This is a genomic window from Acidobacteriota bacterium (genome assembly GCA_039028635.1).
GTDB lineage: Bacteria > Acidobacteriota > Thermoanaerobaculia > Multivoradales > JBCCEF01 > JBCCEF01.
The window spans coordinates 62980-78365 of record JBCCHV010000001.1; the positions used below are offsets into that span (position 1 = coordinate 62980).

At 67.3% G+C, this 15386-nt stretch carries 11 protein-coding genes; 3 read left to right on the top strand and 8 right to left on the bottom strand.

Going from position 1 to position 15386, the window contains the following annotated elements:
* Positions 1-28: 28 nt before the first annotated feature.
* The 6 genes from truB to rimP form a co-directional block, all read right to left on the bottom strand.
* On the bottom strand, positions 29-946 hold the full coding sequence (truB, locus tag AAF604_00265; protein ID MEM7048056.1) for a tRNA pseudouridine(55) synthase TruB: 918 nt from the start codon (positions 944-946) through the stop codon (positions 29-31).
* A gap of 7 nt (positions 947-953) precedes the next feature.
* Positions 954-1931 (bottom strand): bifunctional oligoribonuclease/PAP phosphatase NrnA, encoded by a 978-nt coding sequence (locus tag AAF604_00270; protein MEM7048057.1) that lies wholly within the window; start codon positions 1929-1931, stop codon positions 954-956.
* On the bottom strand, positions 1921-2313 hold the full coding sequence (locus AAF604_00275; GenBank protein ID MEM7048058.1) for a DUF503 domain-containing protein: 393 nt from the start codon (positions 2311-2313) through the stop codon (positions 1921-1923). The genes AAF604_00270 and AAF604_00275 overlap by 11 nt, the downstream gene beginning before the upstream one ends.
* 62 nt (positions 2314-2375) lie before the next feature.
* Positions 2376-4793 carry a translation initiation factor IF-2 gene (infB, locus tag AAF604_00280; protein MEM7048059.1) on the bottom strand — a complete coding sequence of 806 codons (2418 nt, stop codon included), beginning with the start codon at positions 4791-4793 and terminating at the stop codon, positions 2376-2378.
* A 72-nt stretch (positions 4794-4865) separates the two neighbouring features.
* Positions 4866-6392, bottom strand: a complete 1527-nt coding sequence (gene nusA / locus AAF604_00285) for a transcription termination factor NusA (protein ID MEM7048060.1) — start codon at positions 6390-6392, stop codon at positions 4866-4868.
* A gap of 12 nt (positions 6393-6404) precedes the next feature.
* Positions 6405-6875 (bottom strand): ribosome maturation factor RimP, encoded by a 471-nt coding sequence (gene rimP, locus AAF604_00290; GenBank protein MEM7048061.1) that lies wholly within the window; start codon positions 6873-6875, stop codon positions 6405-6407.
* Between the two features lie 324 nt (positions 6876-7199).
* On the opposite strand from rimP, the gene AAF604_00295 reads away from it, so the two are divergent.
* Both AAF604_00295 and AAF604_00300 read left to right on the top strand, forming a co-directional pair.
* Positions 7200-8693 carry a Do family serine endopeptidase gene (locus AAF604_00295; GenBank protein MEM7048062.1) on the top strand — a complete coding sequence of 498 codons (1494 nt, stop codon included), beginning with the start codon at positions 7200-7202 and terminating at the stop codon, positions 8691-8693.
* 151 nt (positions 8694-8844) lie between these two features.
* Positions 8845-10221, top strand: coding sequence for a sigma-54 dependent transcriptional regulator (locus tag AAF604_00300; protein ID MEM7048063.1), 1377 nt, complete (start codon positions 8845-8847; stop codon positions 10219-10221).
* Here AAF604_00300 and AAF604_00305 read toward each other — a convergent pair.
* Both AAF604_00305 and AAF604_00310 read right to left on the bottom strand, forming a co-directional pair.
* Positions 10191-12374: an MMPL family transporter gene (locus AAF604_00305; GenBank protein MEM7048064.1), complete on the bottom strand. Its 2184-nt coding sequence runs from the start codon at positions 12372-12374 to the stop codon at positions 10191-10193. The genes AAF604_00300 and AAF604_00305 overlap by 31 nt on opposite strands.
* Before the next feature lie 6 nt (positions 12375-12380).
* The gene (locus AAF604_00310) at positions 12381-12830 is read right to left on the bottom strand and encodes a hypothetical protein (protein MEM7048065.1); all 450 of its coding nucleotides are present in this window, start codon (positions 12828-12830) and stop codon (positions 12381-12383) included.
* A 170-nt stretch (positions 12831-13000) separates the two neighbouring features.
* On the opposite strand from AAF604_00310, the gene AAF604_00315 reads away from it, so the two are divergent.
* Positions 13001-15376, top strand: coding sequence for an ABC transporter permease (locus AAF604_00315; GenBank protein MEM7048066.1), 2376 nt, complete (start codon positions 13001-13003; stop codon positions 15374-15376).
* Positions 15377-15386 lie beyond the last annotated feature (10 nt).

Below are 15386 nucleotides of genomic sequence, written 5' to 3' on the forward strand. Positions count from 1 at the left end.
TTGGATTTGTCCGCTGGTCGCGGAATCTCTATCCTTTGAAAACGATTTTGGGCTGGATAATGGCGACGCCGCGCTCGCCGATGCGTTCGGCGACGGTCCCGACGGCAAGAAATTCTTGGCGCGCGTTCATCAGCTTGATCCAGTCACCTTCGGCCTCACCGCGGTTGCGCAGCAAGACCGTCTGGCCGTGCAGGATGCGCCGCTCCTGCTGAACGTCGAGGGCGACCTCTTCGAAGGGCAGGCGGATCTGGTCGAAGGGTATCCAGGCGGCGCCGAAGTCGGTGCCCGCATCGCAGCGCTCGGCGAGCTCACCGAGGGTGAGGCCGTCGGCGAGGGCGAAGGGGCCGACCTGTAGCCGGCGCAGCCGCGCCAGGTGGGCGCCGCAGCCCACCGCCTGACCGGTGTCGTGGGCCAGGGTGCGGGCGTAGGTGCCGGAGGAGCAGCGCAGCACGAACTCGAGGCGATCGTCGAGGATCTCGCCCTGCGGCGACCACTCGTAGACCGTCACCCGCTTGGGCTCCTGCGGCACTTCCTGTCCTTCCCGGGCGAGCTCGTAGTACTTCTTCCCCTTGTGCTTCTTGGCCGAGTAGGGAGGGGGAAGATGATCGAGCTCACCCTCGAGGGCGGCCATCGCTTCGTGCACCGCCGCCAGCGTCAAGTCGGCCGTCGAGTGCTCGGCGACCACCTGTCCGGCGGCATCGTAGGTGTCCGTGACCTGACCGAAATGAAGCGTTCCCTCGTAGACCTTCGGGGCCCGGATCAGAAAGCGCGTCAGGCGGGTGGCAGCGCCGACCGTCAGCACCAGCAGGCCGGTGGCCTCTGGATCGAGGGTGCCGCAGTGCCCGATCTTGCGGGTGCCGAGGATGCGACGCGCCTTCTGCACCACGTCGTGGGAAGTGCCGCCGGCTTCTTTGTCGACCAGCAGGAGTCCTTGCTTCTGGTTCATGGCCGCTTCAGAGGGCCGCTTCGAGGGCGGCGATGAGTTGATGGCGAACGCTGTCGGCGGTGCCGGTGAGCACCAGGCCGGCGGCGTTGCGGTGGCCACCGCCGCCGTGGGCGCTGGCGATCTTCTCGACATCGGTGTCGCCGCGGCTGCGCAGGGAGACCTTGAAGTCGCCCTCCGGGCGCTGGCGAATCAGCGCGACGGCGTCGACGCCGGCGATCGAGCGCGGAAAGTCGATCAGGCCTTCGCTGTCACCGGCGACGGCACCGGCGCGCTCGAACATGTCGAGGTCGAGATGGACCGTGGCGATGCGTCCGCCGGCGTGCAGCTCGAGGGTGGCCAGCATCTCGCCGAGCAATCGCATCATGCCTTCCGGCTGGCTCTCGTAGACCCACTGCGAGACCTGCTCCGGGCGCGCCCCTTCGCGCACCAGCGCGGCGGCTGCTTCGAATGCCGCGGGAGTGGCGTTGGCGAAGCGAAAGCCGCCGGTGTCGGTGACCAGGGTGAGGTAGAGGGCAGTCGCCGTGGTGGCGTCCACCGGCAGCTTCATGGTGCAGGCCAAACGATAGATCATCTCACCGACGGACGGAGCCGAGGCGTCGACCCAGTTGACCCGGCCGTAGACCTGATTGCCGAGATGGTGGTCGACATTGATGGTGGTGATGTCCGCGAGATGGTCCTCGAGGCCGGATCGGTCCGGACTCGGGCACTCGAGCATGATCATGGCATCGAAGCCATCCGGAAAGGCCGCTGGAGGAGTCTCCCCGAGGTGGATCCCGTCGATTCCCGGCAAAGCCAGATAGATGCTGGGAGCGGGGTCGCGGTACCAAAGGGTCACCGCCTTGCCGAGGCCGCGCAGGAGGCGCGCCAGAGCCAGCCCCGAGGCGATGGCGTCGCCATCGGGGTTGATGTGACTGGTGATCACGAAGCGGCGCCCTTGGCGCAGGCTCGCGACGAGATCGTCCGGGGCATTGGCCTTAGTCGTCATCTGGTTCTCCTGCGCCGCTCGTGCTCCAGTCGCCTGCGCCGTCGCCGTCCCAAGGGTTGTCCGACCAGCCTGCGGCCTCGGACTCGGCATGTCCATCGATCCAGCGCGGCTCCCAGCGCAGCAGAAGGGCTTCCGCCGAGTCTTCGGCGAGGCGCCGCACGTCGTCGAGCTTGCGCTCCAGGTCGAGGGCGTCGCTGGTGACGGCGGCGACCGAGATCTCGCTTCGCTGATGCAGCTCCTGGAAGCCGGTTTCGGCCACCGAGACGCGGCAGCGGGCGTGGATTCGATCGACCAGCGAGCGCACCGTGCGGCGCTTTTCCTTCAGGCTCCGGGCTCCGGGCAGGTGCAGCTCGAAGCTCACAACGGCAATATGGACCGACATCGACGAGACCTCGACGGGAGTGGGGCGGGGGCGCCCCGGGGTGCTGACCAGAAGGGCCGCCGCTACAGGGTGGCGGCGACCTCTTCCTTGACGAAGGCCTCGATGACGTCGCCGGGCTTGACGTCCTGGAACCGTTCCAGGCCGATACCGCAGTCGAAGCCCGACCGCACTTCGGCGACGTCGTCCTTGAAGCGCCGGAGGGAGCTGATCTTGCCCTCGTAGACCACCACGTTGTCACGCAGCAGGCGAACCGCGGCGTTGCGCGGAATGTTGCCGTCGATGACGTGGCAGCCGGCGACGGTGCCGATCTTCGGCACCTTGAAGGTCTCGCGAACCTCGGCTTGGCCAGTGCTGACCTCGCGGAAGGTCGGGTCGAGGAGTCCGGCCATCGCCTTGCGCAGCTCTTCGGTGAGCTCGTAGATCACCGTGTGCGAGCGAATCTCGACCTCTTCCTTCTCGGCGAGCTCCATGGCCTTGCGCTCGGGGCGGACGTTGAATCCGATGATCAGAGCGTTCGAGGCCGATGCCAGAAGCACATCGTTGACCGACACGGCGCCGACGCCGGAGCTCAGGACCTGCACCTTGACCTTGTCCGTGCCGACCTTGGCGAGCGTGTCCTTGAGCACCTCGATGGAGCCCTGGACGTCACCCTTGAGGACCACCGGAAGCTCCTTGACCTCGCCTTCCTGGATGCGGTCGAAGAGCTGTTCGAGGGACAGCTTCGAGGTCCCGATGGAGCCGAGATCCTTGCGTCGCTGCTCCTGCTGGCGGTGCTCGGCGATGCTGCGCGCCTTGACCTCGTCCTCGACCACCTGCAGCACGTCACCGGCGTCCGGAACATCGGTCAGGCCGGTGATCTCGACGGGGGTCGCCGGGCCGGCCTCGGTGATGCGCTCGGCAAGATCGTTGGTCATCGCCCGCACCCGGCCGACGGTGGCGCCGGCGACGAAGGAATCTCCCACCGAGAGGGTGCCGTTCTGAACCAGCACGGTGGCCACGATGCCGCGGCCGACCTCTTTGCGCGCCTCGAGCACGACCCCCTGGGCGGCGATCTCCGGGCTGGCCTTGAGCTCGAGCAGGTCGGCGGTCAGCAGGATCATCTCGAGCAGGTCTGGAATGCGCTCCCGCTTGAGGGCGGAAATCTCCACCGACACCGTGTCACCGCCCCAGTCCTCTACCAGCAGCTCGCGCTCGGCGAGCTCTTTCTTGACGCGATCGGGGTTGGCGTTCTCTTTGTCGATCTTGTTGATGGCGACGATGATCGGCACCTTGGCGGCGCGGGCGTGGTCGATGGCCTCGATAGTCTGAGGCATGACGCCGTCGTCCGCCGCCACCACCAAGACCACGATGTCGGTGACCCCGGCGCCGCGGGCGCGCATCATGGTGAAGGCCTCGTGGCCGGGGGTGTCGACGAAGACGATCTTCTTGTCCTTGGCCTCGCCGGCGCGCACCTCGTAGGCACCGATGTGCTGAGTGATGCCACCGTGCTCGCCTTCGGCGACGCGCGACTCCCGGATGGCGTCGAGGAGCGACGTCTTGCCGTGGTCGACGTGTCCCATGATGGTCACCACCGGGGCACGCGGGTCGGATCCGGCCGGGGTCTCGCCGCGGGCGCTCTCGAGGTTGAGCTGGACTTCTTCCTCGAAGGACACGATCATCGCCTCGATACCGAACTCCATGGCGATCTCCTCCGCTAGGTCGGTCTCGAGAACGTGGTTGATGTTGGCCATCAGACCGCGCTGGAAAAGCGTCTTGATCAACTCCTTGGACTTGATGCCGAGCTTGTCCGCGAACTCGCGCACGGTCATGCCCTCGCTGATCATCACCGGGCCCTCCGGGCGGCCCTTGGCGAAGGACACCTCGCTGGTGGAGGTCGACTTCTGCTCGGCCTTGCGCTGGGCGCGGCGCTTGCGGCGACTGGTCTTCGGAACCACCGGCGCCTTGGGGGCCTCCGGCTCCTTGTCGAGTTCCTCGACGGCACCGCGGAAGCTCTCCAGCTCCGCCTGCTCGTCGGGGACGTCCGGACGGCGCCCCTTCTTGTCCTTCTTGGGACGCTCCTTGCGCGGTGCCTCGGGCGGCGCTGCCGGAGCCGGGGCGGGCGCTGCCGCCGCCACCGCTTCCGTTGCGGCGGGCTTTTCCGGCTCGGCCTTGGCCTTGCGCGAGACCGGCAGGTTTTGAATCTTCGGCTCGACCTTCTGAATCAAGGTGCGCGGACGAGACGGGCGCAGCGGATTGGTTGGTGCACGACGCGGCATCCGCCGCCGCAGGTTGGCGGCTTCGTTGGTCTGCGGCGCATCGCGCAGAATGACCTCGCGGGGGTGGGGGAGCTTCTTCCCCTGGAGGATCGCCTGGATGATGTCGGTGTCGATATGGGCGTCGTCGCCCTCGACCCGCACTCCGATCGATTTCAGCTTGAAGACAAGGTCCTGGTTGGGGATCCCCATCTTCTTCGCCAAGTCTTGAACCCGAATCTTTCCCATCTTCTCTCCAAACCTCTGTGAGCTACCGAGGAGTCCCCGCGAAACGGCCACCCCTGATGCGCTGGTGGTCGCTTACTCCGATTCCTCGCCTTCGGGTTCCACTTCTGCCTGCTCGCCTTCCTCGTCGGCGGTCCGCTGAGCCAGCGTATCGCGCAGCTGCTCGCTCTCGTGGAAGGCCTGGTTGAGGGCCGCCATGAAGTCCTGGTCGCCCATCGTCGAAGAGCTGCTCTCCGGCTCTTGCAAGCTCAGGCCCTCGCCGAGGGCCTCCTGATCGAGACGGGTCTTCTCCGCGAGCGCCCACTCCAGCAGGCCCTCGGCGGTCTTCTCTCCGACGCCCTCGACGGCCGACAGGCTGGCGACGTCGGTGGCGAGCAGATTTCCGAGCACTCCGAAGCCGGCCTCGGCGAGCTTCTCGGCGGTCTTGGCGCCGATCCCGGGAGCCTTGGTGAGGTCGATCTCGACCGCCTCCGCCACCTGATCTTCGGACTCCGCCTCGCTCATCGCGTTCTGCAGCATGCGCGCCAGGGCATCGGCGACCTCGTCCTTGACGTCGGTCTCGCTCTTGATGTCGATCTTGGCACCGATCAGCTCGGCGGCGAGGCGAACGTTCTGGCCGCGCTTGCCGATGGCGAGGGAGAGCTGCTCGTCCTCGACGATGACATCGAGGTGCGGATACTCGCCCGGGTGGGTGACCGACACGCGGGTGATCTTGGCCGGCGCCAGAGCGCTCTGGGCGAAGGTCACCAGGTCGTCGCTGTACTCGATGATGTCGATCTTCTCGCCGCGCAGCTCGCGGATGATGGACTGGACCCGGGAGCCCTTCATGCCGACGCAGGCGCCGACCGGATCGACGTCGCGCTCGCGGCTGTAGACGGCGACCTTGGCGCGCTCGCCGGGAGCCCGCACGGCATTCTTGATCACCACCGTGCCGTCGTAGATCTCCGGCACCTCCATCTCGAAGAGCTTGACCAGCAGGCGCGGATCGGTGCGCGAGATCACAACCTGCGGGCCCTTCGGCTGGGTGTGGACGTCGACGATCACGGCGCGAATCCGCTCGCCCTGGCTGTAGCGCTCGTGGCGCGACTGCTCGCTGCGCGGCACGACCGCCTCGGTGCGGCCGAGGTCGATGATGATGTCGCCGCGCTCGAAGCGCTTGACGGTGCCGTTGATGACCTCGCCGACGCGGTCGATGAACTCGTCGTGGATGTTCTCGCGCTCGGCCTCCCGCACCCGCTGGTAGAGCACCTGCTTGGCGGACTGGGCGGCGATGCGGCCGAGGCCTTCGGTCGAGATCGGCAGCAATACCTCGCCTCCGACCTCGACATCGGCTTGGTGCTCACGGGCCTCTTCCAGAGTCCACTCGGCGAGGGGATCCTCGACCTCTTCGACCACCTGCTTGACGATGTGGGCGGTGAACTGACCGGTTTCCCGATCGAGGTGAGCCCGCACCGGCTCTTTGATCCGGTGCTGCTTCTTGGCCGCCGAGGCCATCGCGTCTTCGAGGGCGCTGATCCAGCGATCGAGCTCGATATCCTTCTCGCGCGCGACCTGCTGGAGGATCTCGTTGAGGTTGACTTCCGAAGCTTGTGCCTGCGGCATCCTGGGACCTTCCTATAGTTCAATCTCGAGGCGCGCCTTGACGACTCCGTCGAGGGCGAGCTCGATGCGTTCGCCATCGTCGAGCTCGAGGACGGCCGTGTCGCCGTCGGCGAGCCCTTCGAGGCGCCCGACATGGGTTTCCTTCCGCCCGTCCGAATAGTGGGTCACCCGCACCCGGTGACCGGCGAAGCGCTCGTAGTCGGACGCCTTGTAGAGCGGCCGGTCGAGGCCTGGCGAGCTGACCTCCAGCAGATAGCGCTGTTGGCCGAAGTCGACGACGTCGAGCAGCGCAGAGATCTGTTTCGAAATCGTTTCGCAGTCGCCGTGGGTGATACCGCCCTCGCGATCGATCACCAGCCTGAGAGTTCCCCCGGCGAGCTCGCTGTTGAGAAGCTCGCAGCCGGCCCAGCGGGCGATGGCGTGGAACTCCTCTTCGAGGTCTGGGCTGATCGTCTTCGGGCCTCGGCTTTGCGCCTTGTTCATACTCGTCATTCCGTGCTCTCGACAACAAAAAAAGTGGGCGTGTGGCCCACTTCCTCTCATTGCCAAGGCAAGCTGGCGGGTGAAGTCTAGAACATCGTGCTCGCCAGTTCAAGATATCGGCCAGGGCCTTGCGGCAGGCTCCCGGTCCCGAAAAGGTGCCAATCTGACACCCTGTTGAAGGACCTGGACCCGGCGGCCGTGGAATCTCGGGCGGACGGTCTTGGCAAGACATTTGCTTTTCTCCTTGGTCCAAGTCCGCCGAGGGCCAGCGCGGATGAACAAAGCAGACGCAAGCACCCAGACTGGTAGCGAGAGGAATCACCCATGAGCGCAAGCCGGAGTCGTCATTTCTTTACTTTCATGCTCGTCGTCGGGGCCGTGGTTTTCGGCATGGTTCTGGCGGGGGGCCTTCAGATTACGCCGGTCGGCAATGCTGCCGTCACCGGTGCTGGCAACGCGATCACCGTGAGCGCTCCGGGCGGTACCCTGGGCTTTGCGGATCTCGCCGAAGCCGTCGAGCCGGCGGTGGTGTCGATCGCTGCCGCCACCTTCGAGGAGCAACAGCGGCGCCAGAATCCGCTCGAGTTCTTTCTCCGGCCGCCGGGCCAGCGCGAGCGCCAGCGGCAGCCGGACGAGCCCCAGCGCTTCCGTTCGGACTCCGGCGGCAGCGGCTTCGTGATCAGCTCCGACGGCCTGATCGTCACCAATCATCACGTGGTGCGCGGCGCCGACAAGCTCACCGTCACCCTCGGTGACCGGCCCTACGAGGCGGAGGTCAAGGGCACCGATCCCGCCACCGATCTGGCCCTGCTCAAGATCGAGGCCGGGAGTAGCTTGCCCTACCTGCAGCTCGGCGACAGCGACTCGCTGCGCGTCGGCGACTGGGTGATGGCCATCGGCAGCCCGCTGAGCCTCGATCACACCGTCACCGTCGGGGTGGTCAGCGCCAAGGATCGCGCCCTCGGCATTTCGGACATCTCCTTCGAGAACTTCATTCAGACCGATGCGGCGATCAACTTCGGCAACTCCGGCGGCCCGCTGGTGAATCTCCGCGGCCAGGTCATCGGCATCGCGACGGCGATCAACTACGGCGCCGAGAACATCGGCTTCGCGGTGCCGGTCAAGACGCTGCAGGACATCCTGCCTCAGCTGCGCGAGGACGGCCGGGTGAGCCGTGGCTACCTCGGCATCGAGATCACCAACCTCGACTTCAAGGACGCCGAGGCCTTCCAGCTCGACTCGCCGGACGGTGCGCTGGTGCAGGCGGTGGTGGCGGGACAGCCGGCGGAGAACGCCGGCTTGCGCCACGGCGACATCATCGTCCAGGTCGACGACCGGCCGGTGCGCGATACCCGCGACTTGATCAACTACGTGGCCTCGAAGCCGCCGGGAACCCGGGTCACCGTCGAGGTGATTCGCGGCGACGATCGGCGTTCGCTGCAGATCGAGCTCGGCGAGCGTCCTGGATTGGGTGAGCCGGTGGCCGCGATCGAGGACGATTCCGAGGGCGGCATCGACTGGCTCGGTATCGAGTTCCAGGGGCTGACCTCCGGCCTGCGGTCGAACCATGGCATCGCCGACAACGTCAGCGGCATCTGGGTGACCTCGATCGAGCCGGACAGCGCCCTCTACGAAGAGGGGGTGCGAGTGGGAGACGTCATCGCCGAGGTCAACGGTCGCGACATCGAGACCGTGAACGACTTCGAGGCTGCCGTCGGGGAGACCTCTTCGGGCTCCTACGTGCGCTTCTATGTGCAGCGCATGGACCCCAACTCGAGCCGGGTGATCTCCTTCTTCGCGCCGGTCCGCAAACCCTGATTCGGGGCTCTTCCCGCAATCCCTCGCCGGCCCCGCTTCGGGGCCGGTTTTTTATTGCCTGAGCCTCGCCGGCTTCCGGTCGGCGCCGCTTCTTTCATTGCCTGAGAAAGGGCGTCGCTGCGCTTGCCGCCGACTGCTAGACTCGCCGCCCATGGCCAAAAACAGCGATTCCTTCGGTGCCTCCGTTCTGATCGTCGACGACGAGTCGTCGATCCGCGAAAGCCTGCGCATGATCCTCGAGTATGAGGGTTATCGGGTGGAGGAGGCGAGTGGTGGCCCTCAGGCCCTGGCGCGGGTCGGGGATCGCCTCCCGGACGCCGTCGTCCTCGACATCAAGATGCCCGAGATGGATGGCCTGGAGGTGTTGGCGGCCTTTCGCGAACGGGGCTACGACATGCCCGTGCTGGTGATCAGCGGCCATGCCGACGTCGAGACGGCGGTCGAGGCGACGCGTCGCGGAGCCTTCGACTTCTTCGAGAAGCCGCTGAGCCGCGAGCGCGTGCTGCTCTCCCTGCGCAACGCTGTCGAGAGCTCTCGCCTGCAGCGCGAGAACCGCAGCCTGCGGCCGACCGAGGACGAGATGATCGGCACCTCGCCGGCGATGCGTCAGCTACGCGACACGATCGCCAAGGCCGCACCGACCAGCGCCACGGTGCTGGTGACCGGAGAGAGCGGCACCGGCAAGGAGCTGGTCGCCCGTGCTCTCCATCGCGCCAGCCCGCGGCAGGATCAGACCATGGTGCAGGTCAACTGTGCCGCCATCCCGGAGGAGCTCATCGAGTCCGAGCTCTTCGGCCACGAGAAGGGCAGCTTCACCGGCGCCGTTCGCAAGCAGGCGGGCAAGTTCGTCACCGCCCATGGCGGCACCATCTTCCTCGACGAGATCGGGGACATGTCGGCCCGCACCCAGGCCAAAGTGCTGCGGGTGCTGCAGAACGGCGAAGTCGAGCCGGTGGGTGCCGAGAAGACGGTCACCGTCGACGTGCGGGTGGTGGCGGCGACCCATCGCGACCTCGAAGCCGAGATCGCCGAGGGCAACTTCCGGGAAGACCTCTTTTACCGCCTCAATGTGGTGCCGCTGCGCACGCCGCCGCTGCGCGAACGGCTGGAGGACATTCCCCTGCTGGTCGAGTACTTCGTGCGCCGCTATGCCGACCAGGGCAATTACCGGGTGCGCCAGTTCGGCGAAGCCGCCATCGCCCACCTGCAGGCCTTGCCCTGGCGCGGCAATGTGCGCGAGCTCAAGAACCTGGTGGAGCGCTTGCTGATCCTGGCGCCGGAAGGGGAGATTGGCAAAGAGGACGTCATCTCCACCACCGGCGGAGCGCGCCCCGAGCTCTCGGAGGCGATGCTGGCGGTCAAGACCCTGCGCGAGTTCCGCGAGCGTTCGGAACGCCTGTTCATCGTCAAGAAGCTCGACGAAAACGACTGGAACGTCACCCAGACGGCGCAGTCCATCGAGACCCCGCGCAGCAATCTCTACAAGAAGATGGAGAACTACGAGATTCGGCGCGAGGACAAGGGCTGAGGCCCTGCCCGGCCGAGCACCAGGAAGGCGGCGAGGCCGGAGCTGACCATTGAGAGCACGATCAGGGCGCCGAGCTTGGCGACGGTCGGGTTGGCGGACAGGGTGAGGACCGCCATCGCGGCGCCGACGATCGCCACGTTGACGGCCACTCGCAGCGAGATGATGGCGCGGTCGCCGCGACCGAAAGCGAGATGGATGACGTAGTCGAGGCCGACCCCCAGGCCGAGGGCGAGGAAGCAGGAGGAGGCCACGCCGAGGGCGAGGCCCGCCCAGCCGGCGACCCCCAGGACCAGCGCCAGGGACCAGGTGACGATGGCGAGGCACTTCGCCGAGCGGCGCCATTGGCGGGACGAGAAACCGAGCACCAGAAAGGCGATCGCCGCCGAGGCCAACACCGAGGCTCCCTGCGTGCGGACGACACTGGCGATCAGCACGCGGCCGCGCTCGGCGCTGCCGCCGATGCCCACCGTGACGGTTTCGCCGAAGTCCTCTCGCAGCAGGCGGGCGACCCCGTGCGCCGCCTGACGGGCGGTGCCGTAGCGGTCGTCTCGTACCGACAGCATCAGCCGGGTGGTGGTGCCCGGAGCATCGAGAAACGCTCGTAGCAAGGCCTCTTCGTTGAACAGGCGATAGGTCAGCAGGAGAAAGTCGATGCGAGCCCGGTCCTCGGGCGTGGCTGGCCGCGGTCGATTCGGATTCAGCTCCCAGGCGCGATCCCGCACCAGGTCGGCGAGGCTGAAGGCGGTACCGATCTCGGCGAGGGCTTCGGCACGGCTGCCGAGCTCGGCGAGGCGGGCGAGCGGCTCGGGCTCGCTCCAGGGACGGCCGTCGCGCCGCTCTAGGAGAACATCGAGGCGGTAGAGACCGGTCGATTCCCCCTGATACCAGGCGACGTCCTGCACGATCGGGTGATCGGGAGAGAAGTTGCGCGTCCAGCCGTCGTCGATGCGGAGGCGGAGGATGCCGGGCAGCAGGATGATCGATAGGAGGACGATGGCGCCGCTGCCGAAGGCCGGCAGCGGCGGCGGCCGGAGGAGCCAACGCGGTCCGGAAAAGGGCGGGAGGCGACCGAGGACGAAGGGCACGACGCCGAGGGTGAAGAACCAGGAGAAGAAGATTCCCAGGCTCGCCAACAGACCGAAGATTTCGAGGGCGGGAACGTCGGTGAAGAGAAAAGACGAGAAGCCGATGATGGTGGTGAGGGAGGTGGCCGTGACCGGAAAGAAAACCCGCCCCGCGGCGCGCCAGGCGAGGCGTCGGCGGTCGGTCTCCGGGCTGGCCGTGCGCAGCAGCAGGAACTCGCCGAACAGGTGAATCTCGTCGGCGATGCCGAGGGCGGTGATCAGGACCGGCACCAGGGCGGTCATCAGCGACAGGTCTTGTCCCAGGAGGCGCAGCATGGCGAGCGTGCAGGCGATCGCCAGGCCGACCTCCAGCAGGCCGAGGAGGGCGACGGGGAAGGAGCGGAAGACCAGCCAAAGGGAGGCCAAGACGACCAGCAGGGACCAGGGCAGAATCCGCTCGAGGTCGGCAAGGATGGCGTCGCCGAGGGCGTTGAGGACGATCTGGCGTCCGAGGAGGCGGACGCGGTATTCACCCGGGCGCCGCTCCTCGAGGGCCGCGGTGGCGGGATCGATGTGCTTGCCGAGGGTGCGCACGCCGCCGCCGGAGAGGGCGGTGACCTCGACGAAGGCGCTGCGTCCGCTGTTGCCGCTGGCGAGGCGCCGGATCTGCTGCGAATGGCGGCGCGCCGCCGCCACCCAGGCACCGTTCGGTGGTTCGAGGGGAAGAAGGTCGCCGGTTGCCAGTGCGCTGCCATGGGGACGGGACCGATAGAGCCGGTCCATCAGCAGCATGGCGAGGTTGTGATTCGACGACAGATCCTCGACAAAGCGCAGATAGTCGTCCCGAAAGCGCTCCGTCTCGACGCCCGAGCGGTCGCTCTCGAGAGCGACGATGAAGCGCTCGTAGGTGCCGAAGCGTTGGCGAATCTCGGCGTCGGCGGCGAGCACCGGGCTGGTGCGCGGTAGGAACTCGCGGTCGTCGACCTGGATGCGCAGCTCCGGCAGCTGGCGGGCGAGGCTCCACAAGACAACTCCGCAACCCAGACCGACCAGCAGTAACGGCAGGTGACGTCGCAGGCGCTGCCTCATGGCCGCTCAGGCGCTTCCGGCGCCGGCGCAGAAGACTTCGACCGGGAAGCCTGCCGGCTGGCGAAGCAGCTCGCCGGAGTCGAGGGGATCGCCATCGCCATCGTCGTCGTCGAAGAAGTCCGAGACGGCCATCGAGTAGCGGCGCGACACGGCGTCGTCGGGAATCACGGGTGGCGATACCGGGCGGCGCGCCCAGTGGTGGAGGGAAACTCGGAAGTAAGCAACACAGCGGGAGGAGTCATCGGCCGCGGACCAGCTCACGGCCCGGCGCTCGAGATCGATCTCGGCTCCGCCACCGGCAAGCCTGGGATTCTCCTGCCGCCACACCGGCACGGCGAGCGGCAGCACTTGCTCGCCAAGCTCCCAGGTGCGGATGAAGGGAACCGGATCGAGGGGGCGATAGCGGGCCGTTCGCCAGCCGAGAAGGACGACGGCGACGGCGAAGAGCAAGGCCATTCGCCGGTGTATCGATCGAACCTCCACGTGGCCGATTCTCCTTCTTCGAATTTGTTTTATTATATGAATCTAATCATGAGTCCGTCAAAGTGGTTCTGGCCTTCGAGGTCCCTCACCGGAGGGCTGAACCGACCGGCGTGCCGACAGGAGGTCGTGGAGGGACTTTCACCATGCTTGCCGAGCTGAACCGCGTCTGGCGTTCGTGCCGCCGCTCGCCGCTGGTCTCCGCAGCGATCGTCCTCTCCCTCGGCCTGGGGCTCGGGGTTTGCGGCGTGGTCTTCGGCTTCTACGACCGCTTGCTGCGCGCCACTCCGCCGGTGGCTGGACTCGACGAGCTGGTCTCGGTGGCGGCGATCGATCGCCAGAGCCCCGAGCAGCTCCGGCCCGTCTCCTTTCCCAACTACCTCGATCTCGCGGCCCAGAGCGGCGCTCTGCAGGGGCTCGCCGCCTACTCCTGGGTGCGCGTCGGACTGGCCGACGAGGGCGTTCCAGAGGAGATTCTCGGCCAGTTCGTGAGTCCCGATTTCTTCACGGTCCTCGGGGTCCGGCCGCAGCCGGGGCGCGCCTTTGGGGTGGAGTCCGGCAGTGAAGTGGTCTTGAGCCATCGTCTCTGGCAGCGCCGCTACGCCGGCGCCAGCGAAACCGTCGGGCGACAGGTTCGCCTCAATGGCCATCCCTTCACGGTCGTCGGAGTGGCGCCCGAAGGGTTCTCGGGACCGGACCTGACGACCGCCTACGATCTCTGGGTCGCGACCTCCGCCTCGACCCCCATCCTCGGCAGTGAGGCCTTTGTCGAGAACCGCCACTGGAGCATCTATCAGCTGATCGGCCGCCTCGCTCCGGGCCAGGAGATTGGCGAGGCCGCCGCCGAGCTCGACCTGCTGGCCGCCGGCCTGGAGCGCGAGTATCCGGATGACAATCGCCGCTTCGGCCTGGTTCTCGAACCCCTCGCCCGCACCGCTCTGCCGGCGGCCCAGCGCTCCACCCTCGAGGCGACCGGCCGCTGGATGCTCGCCATCGGTGCTCTGGTGCTGCTCGCCACCGGCGCCAACCTGCTCGGTCTGTTGGTCGGACGCTGGCGTGATCGGCGAAGGGATCGCGAGATCCGCCAGGCCCTCGGGGCGACCCGAGGCCGCCTGATCCGCGGCCACCTGGCGGAGAGCCTGCTGCTCGGAGGCCTGGCAGCGGTGGCTGGCCTGGTGGTCGCGGTGCTGGCGGCCCGGGCTCTGTGGCGCTGGCGGCCGATGGCCCTCGAGGGCTCTGCCGTCGGCCTCGGCCTCGATCCCGGGTTGGTGATCTTCGCGCTGCTCTTGGCGACCGTGGTGATCGTCGTCAGCGCCGCGCTGCCGGTCCTGTTCGGCACTCTCTTCGCACGTCGCGACCGAGGCCTGCTGGCGGTGGCCCTGGTCCTTCAGCTGGCGGTGAGCGCCACAGCGATGGTCTATGCCACCTTCGCCGCCAGAAATCTGTCAGCGATGGAGCGGGTGCCCTTGGGCTTCGATCCCGCCGGTCTGGCCCTCCTTTCCCTCGATGCCAGCGCCGTCGGCCTGCAGCGCCCAGACGGCGAGGTCCTCTTTCGTCGAGTGCTCGAGACGGTGCGTGAGGGAGGGGGAGTGCAATCGGCGGCGCTGGCCCAGAGCCGGCCCTTGACCGCGCCGATCGTCTATCGCCAGATTCTGCCCGCCGAGGAACCGGACGAGTCGCCTCGCGCCCTCACCGTGATGAGCAATACGGTCAGCGAAGGCTACTTCGCCACTCTCGGAGTTCCGATCGTCGCCGGACGCCCCTTTGAAGCGCGCGACGATGCGGATGCTGGGCGCGTTGCGGTGGTCAATCGTCGCCTGGCGCAGCAGCTCTGGCCCGATGTCGCGCCGGCGACGGTGGTCGATCGCAGCCTGCGGTTCCTCGGAAGGCCCGAGACCCTGGTGGTGGTCGGGGTGTCGGAAGATTTGCGGGTGACGACGGTCGACGAGGAGCCGCCTCCCTACCTCTACTTCCCGCTCGCTCAGGATTACTATCCCGGCCTCACTCTCCACGTGCGCGGGGAAGCGCCACCGGCGCGGCTGGCGGAGATGGTCCAGGAGCTACGGCCGGACTTGCCCTTGACGGCGGTGCGGAGCGCCGATGATCAGGTGGCGGACGCCCTGCGAACGGTCCGCTTGGCGGCCCTGGTGTTGAAACTGTTGGCGGCGGTGGTGCTGATCCTGGCGATGGTCGGAATCTATGCCGTCGCCAATGAGGCCGTGCGCCGGCGCGGCTTCGAGATCGCGATGCGAAAAGCCCTGGGAGCGGGCCCGGTACGTCTCGTACTGCAAATCCTGGGGCGCAGCTTCGGAATCGTTCTGCTGGGAGGACTGGTCGGCGGTCTGTTAGCAGCCCTGGTGGCGCCGTGGGCGGCGGAGAACCTGCCGCGAGCCGACTTCGGCGATGCGGCGCCCTACTGGTTGGCGCTGGCTCTCCTGGTGACTGCCTCGCTGGTGGCGATGTCGGTGCCGATCGTCCGGGCCCTGAGGCTGGACCCGATGACCTTGCTACGGGCCGAATAGCCCGAGGGGA

What these genes read in the sequence shown, in the direction of transcription:
- truB (MEM7048056.1), bottom strand. Translation starts at nt 946, where the DNA reads ATGAACCAGAAGCAAGGACTCCTGCTGGTCGACAAAGAAGCCGGCGGC.
- AAF604_00270 (MEM7048057.1), bottom strand. Translation starts at nt 1,931, where the DNA reads ATGACGACTAAGGCCAATGCCCCGGACGATCTCGTCGCGAGCCTGCGC.
- AAF604_00275 (MEM7048058.1), bottom strand. Translation starts at nt 2,313, where the DNA reads ATGTCGGTCCATATTGCCGTTGTGAGCTTCGAGCTGCACCTGCCCGGA.
- infB (MEM7048059.1), bottom strand. Translation starts at nt 4,793, where the DNA reads ATGGGAAAGATTCGGGTTCAAGACTTGGCGAAGAAGATGGGGATCCCC.
- nusA (MEM7048060.1), bottom strand. Translation starts at nt 6,392, where the DNA reads ATGCCGCAGGCACAAGCTTCGGAAGTCAACCTCAACGAGATCCTCCAG.
- rimP (MEM7048061.1), bottom strand. Translation starts at nt 6,875, where the DNA reads ATGAACAAGGCGCAAAGCCGAGGCCCGAAGACGATCAGCCCAGACCTC.
- AAF604_00295 (MEM7048062.1), top strand. Translation starts at nt 7,200, where the DNA reads ATGAGCGCAAGCCGGAGTCGTCATTTCTTTACTTTCATGCTCGTCGTC.
- AAF604_00300 (MEM7048063.1), top strand. Translation starts at nt 8,845, where the DNA reads ATGGCCAAAAACAGCGATTCCTTCGGTGCCTCCGTTCTGATCGTCGAC.
- AAF604_00305 (MEM7048064.1), bottom strand. Translation starts at nt 12,374, where the DNA reads ATGAGGCAGCGCCTGCGACGTCACCTGCCGTTACTGCTGGTCGGTCTG.
- AAF604_00310 (MEM7048065.1), bottom strand. Translation starts at nt 12,830, where the DNA reads ATGGCCTTGCTCTTCGCCGTCGCCGTCGTCCTTCTCGGCTGGCGAACG.
- AAF604_00315 (MEM7048066.1), top strand. Translation starts at nt 13,001, where the DNA reads ATGCTTGCCGAGCTGAACCGCGTCTGGCGTTCGTGCCGCCGCTCGCCG.